Source organism: Actinomyces israelii DSM 43320, from assembly GCF_000711965.1.
Taxonomy (GTDB): Bacteria; Actinomycetota; Actinomycetes; order Actinomycetales; family Actinomycetaceae; genus Actinomyces; species Actinomyces israelii.
This window is the reverse complement of record NZ_JONS01000085.1, coordinates 1-4,498: the sequence shown is the minus strand read 5'-3', so window position 1 is coordinate 4,498 and position 4,498 is coordinate 1. Positions and strand designations below refer to the sequence as shown.

Here is a 4,498-nt window from a genome sequence, read left to right as displayed (position 1 = left end):
CCGCGGACCCAGCAGGAGCAACAGCCTGCTCGGCCTCCACCAGCCCGGCCACCCCGGGCTCCGGCCCGGAATCCGGCTCCACCACCGCCTCAGGCTCGGTCCCGACCGGCCCAGCCTCCTCAGGCTCGGTCCCGACCGGCCCGGACGCCTCGGGCTCCGGCCCGGGCTCAGCAGGAGTAGCCACCGAATCGGGCGCCTCGTGCCTCGCATCATCGGGCATCGCAGCCCTGCCGCCCTCCCGCACGCCCGGGCGCCGCACCGTCCCTTCCTCGGAAACAGTCGGCGCGGGTGCCTTGTCGGCCTGCTCCTTGCTGGGAGAGGTCGATGCTCCGCCGCCGTCGACGTCGGGCTCGAGCTCCTCGTGATCATCCTGCGGTGAGGTCACCGTGCTCCTGTTCCGAGGTGGTGCATGTGCATGACGAGGCCGTGACGCCCCGGTGATAAAGATAGTGACGCCCGGGCCCGGAGGCCCCGGGCGTCACCAGAGAGCATAGCGGGCGCCCCTCAGTGCTCGCGGCGCTCCTTGATCTTGGCCGCCTTGCCGCGCAGCTTGCGCAGGTAGTACAGCTTGGCGCGACGCACGGCACCGCGGGTGACGACCTCGATCTTCTCGACGGTGGGCGTGTGGACCGGGAAGGTCCGCTCGACTCCGACACCGAGGGAGATCTTGCGGACGGTGAAGGTCTCGGAGACGCCCTTGCCCTGGCGGGCGATGACGACACCCTGGAACACCTGGGTACGGGTACGGCTGCCCTCGACGACCTTGACGTGCACCTTGAGGGTGTCACCGGGCTGGAAGTCGGGCACATCGTCGCGCAGCGAGGCGGCGTCGATCTGGTCGATCAGGTTGGTCATTGTTCTCTCCACGCTCGTGCCACTGGTCATGGGCGCTTGGTCAGAGGTGCCGCGACTCGTCTCGGGACGGACCCGATGCAGTGGCCGCACCGTTCTCGATCGCCCGCGGATCCTGCGCGTGAACACCTTCCCCAGTGGCAGAGGGCGTCCGAGGCCCGGAGGCGGGGTCAGTCTGCCACAGCGCGTCGTCACGCTGCGAGACGGTCGGGGCGCAAGTGCCCGACCTCACTGGCCCCTGCGCCCTCGCGGCCCTGCGGGCGGCCTCCGCCTCACGGCCCGTTCAGCACAGCAGTGGGCGCCGCGGGTGGAATCGAGGTCGCCGCGGGCACGTGCGAGAAGGCGTCCCGCCCGTCTCCCAAGCCGGACCAGCGCCCGACGGGCCAGTACACGAATCTCGCGATGCCGACAATGTTGCCAGCCGGCACGAAGCCGCCGTGCGCGTCGGTCTGGTGCATCCGGGAGTCCGCCGAGTTCGACCTGTTGTCGCCCATGACCCACACGTAGCCGGCGGGGACGGTGACGTCGAAGGCGACGTCCGAGCCGGAGCGGCCCGGCTTGAGGTAGGGCTCGTCCAGGACGACCCCGTTGACGCTCACCGGCCCGGTGCCGTCGGCGACGACATGGTCGCCGGGCATCCCGATGACCCTCTTGACGAGGTGGTGCCCCGCGTCCCGCGGCAGGAGCCGCAGCAGCACCAGCACGTCCTGGACGACGCGGGCGAAGCCTGTCGGCTCGGGGTCGGTCAGCCAGTGGTCGGGGTCGGTGAACACGACGACGTCGCCGCGCTGGACGGAGTCGGCGTCGTACAGGGTGACCATAATGCGGTCGCCCGAGTGGAGGGTGTCCTCCATGGACCCCGAGGGAATGGTGTAGCTCTGCACGATCAGGCTGCGCACGACCGCGATGATCGCCAGAATGACGATCAGGGTCAGCAGCCTGCGCAGGAACGGGTGGGACTCCCACGCGCTGAGGCTGTGCGACCGCCTGGAGCGGGTGCCCGGAGCGGCGTGCACGGGCGCGCCGACGCCTGCTGCGCCCGTCGTCTCAACGCCCTCAGTGCTCTCAGTGCTCTCAGTGCTCTCGGTGCTCTCAATGCTCTCAGTGCTGCTCATAGTGGACCTCCTGCGGGTTAAGGCTCATGACCACGTCCCGGCAGGTCTGTCCGCCGACGTCGTAGGTGCGCGATCCGAGCAGTCGGAAGCCGCGCCGCCTGTAGGCCCTCTGCGCCCGGCGGTTGCGCTCGTGGGTGCCGAGCCACAAGGCCGTGGCGCCCAGGGCCGCGGCATCGCGGACGGCCCGCTCCAGCAGGGCCGCGGCGACGCCGGAGGAGCGCAGACGGGCATCGACGTAGACCTTGGACAGCTCGGCGGTCAGGGCGGCGGAGCCGTTGGCGCGCGGAGGGGCCTCGACGACGGCGGGCCGCGGGTCCAGCCCGGCGACGGGCTCGCCCGCGGGGCCGGGCAGCTCGGCGAGCACGGCGCTGTAGCCGATGAGCTCTCCCGGGGCGACGGCGTCGGCGGGATCGGCGCCCGCCGCGAGCCTGCCCGGCGCCAGCCCACCGGGCAGCTCGGCGACCGTCAGGACCACGCGCGGGTCGGCCTGCCAGGCGGCGAAGCGCTCGGGGGTGAGGCTGGTCGCGATGTGGGCGGCGATCTGCTCCCCGGAGAGGAAGGGCGGGCAGGCGTCGGGGAAGGTGCGCGCCGCCAGTGCGGCCAGGGCCCGGGCGTCCTCGGCCCGGGCGGGCCGCAGGGCCAGCTCGACCGGCCCGCAGGCGCTGACGGGCACCGCCCAGCCGTGACGCGCCAGGGCGGCGCGGTCCTCGGCGTCGAGGTCCCCGGGGCGCAGGCGGGCGATCATGTCGGGGCGGCGGGCGGCCGTGCGGGCGATGGCCTGGTCGCGGCGCGTGCGGGCGATGCGGGCGTGGTCGCCCGACAGCAGATGCGGGTCGGAGGCGGCCAGGTCGAGGCCGCGCCAGGCGACCGGCCGGGTGTGGACGGGGTACTCCAGCAGGCCCGCCTCGGAGTGGGACTCCTCGACGACGGAGGCGGGGTTGCCCACCACCCCCGGGCGCAGGCGGGCGATGGCCTCGATCATGACCAGGGCCGCGGCCTCGCCGCCGCTGAGCACGTAGTCGCCGATGGACAGCTCGTGCACCTCGATGCCGGCGGCCCGGTAGTGCTCGGCGACCCGGGCGTCGATGCCCTCGTAGCGTCCGCAGGCGAAGGCGATCCGGTCGGCGCGGGCCAGGTCCTCGGCGGTGCGCTGGGTGAACAGCCCGCCCGAGGGGGTGGGGACGACCAGAACCTGTCGGCCGGGTCGTCGATCCGGTACAGCTGGGGCGCCGGCGGGCAGACCGAGGACGGTGTCGAGGGCCTCGCCCCACACGTCGGGCCTCATCACCATGCCGGCGCCGCCGCCCAGCGGGGTGTCGTCGACGGTGCGGTGACGGTCGTGGGTCCACTCGCGCAGGTCGTGGACGTGCAGGTCGATCAGGCCGGTGCCGGCGGCCCTGCCGATCAGGGACAGGTCCAGCGCCCTCAGGTAGTCGGGGAAGATGGTGACGACGTCGAGGCGCAGGGGGCGGGCGCCGGGTGCCGCGGGGGCCCGGGTCATCAGCGGGCCTCCTCGGTCTGGCCGACGCCGGGGAAGAGCCCGCCGGGAGGGTCCAGGGTGACCGTGCCGGCGTCGGGGTCGATCTCGGGGACGAGCGCCTCGACGAAGGGCACGGCGACCCTCTCGCCGTCCGGGGTGCGCACGACCAGGCGGTCCTGGGCGATGCCGGGCTCAAGGTCGACGACCTCGCCGAGGTGCTGGGGGGCGCTGTCCGGCGGGGTCTCGGAGGCAACTCGGATGGCCTGCAGGCCGATGAGCTCGTGGGCGTACCAGGCGTCATCGTCGGCCCCGCCGGTCCCGCCAGCGCTATCGGCGGCATCGGTGTCCACCATGAGGCGCGCGCCGCGCAGGGCCTCGGCGGCGGTGCGGTCGGGGACCTCCTCGAAGCGGGCGAACCAGCGGGCGCCGTCGAAGCGCAGGCGCGCGACGGTCAGGTGATCAGGCACGGGGCCGGCGGAGCCAGTTGGGCCGGCGTGTCCCCGGGGCGCCTGCACCGGCAGGCTGGTGCCGGGGGCGAGCCGGCCCTCGGGGTCGTCGGTGCGGATGTCGAGGCGGACCTCGCCCTTGAGGGCGTGGGCGGGTCCGATGACGGCAACGGTGAGCAGCACGGGGCAAACCTACCGCGCGCGACCGCGAGGAGGGTGGGCCCGCCCCTCTCTCGCCGAGATCGGTCGTAATCCGGCTCGAGATCGGTTCACTTCCGCGCCGAGATCGGTCCGTGGGGCCTGTTGGCTGCTCCCGGTCGCCCCGGAGCCGGCCGCCTCAATGACCGGCTCCGGGGCGGGAGAAGCGATCGCCCCACGCGCCCCGGGACGACCGTAGCCTGCCGGAAACCCTCCGGACACGCCGGCGGATCGCCCCACGCGCCCCGGGACGACCGACGGTCCCGGACGCCGTGGGGAACCGGTGCAATCCCGCGGTTCTGCGGCGTGAGCCCGGCGGCTGGTGTGGTGACGACGACGGTGGGCGGCCGGGGCCTGGTGGCAGCCGGCGGTGCCCGGCGACTCGAACCGGTCTCGAGCCGGAGGTG

The 4,498-nt window shown here is 73.7% G+C and carries 4 protein-coding genes and 1 pseudogene; all 5 read right to left on the bottom strand.

Annotated features, from left to right (window positions below):
- Positions 1-385: pseudogene (locus O145_RS15075) on the bottom strand (hypothetical protein); the annotation flags it as partial.
- A 119-nt stretch (positions 386-504) separates the two neighbouring features.
- On the bottom strand, positions 505-855 hold the full coding sequence (rplS, locus tag O145_RS15070) for a 50S ribosomal protein L19 (protein WP_043564463.1): 351 nt from the start codon (positions 853-855) through the stop codon (positions 505-507).
- Between the two features lie 269 nt (positions 856-1,124).
- Positions 1,125-1,967, bottom strand: a complete 843-nt coding sequence (gene lepB / locus O145_RS15065) for a signal peptidase I (protein WP_043564462.1) — start codon at positions 1,965-1,967, stop codon at positions 1,125-1,127.
- Positions 1,954-3,432: a tRNA (guanosine(37)-N1)-methyltransferase TrmD gene (gene trmD / locus O145_RS15060; protein WP_229118623.1), complete on the bottom strand. Its 1,479-nt coding sequence runs from the start codon at positions 3,430-3,432 to the stop codon at positions 1,954-1,956. The genes lepB and trmD overlap by 14 nt, the downstream gene beginning before the upstream one ends.
- A gap of 35 nt (positions 3,433-3,467) precedes the next feature.
- The gene (rimM, locus tag O145_RS15055) at positions 3,468-4,076 is read right to left on the bottom strand and encodes a ribosome maturation factor RimM (RefSeq protein WP_043564457.1); all 609 of its coding nucleotides are present in this window, start codon (positions 4,074-4,076) and stop codon (positions 3,468-3,470) included.
- Positions 4,077-4,498: the final 422 nt, after the last annotated feature.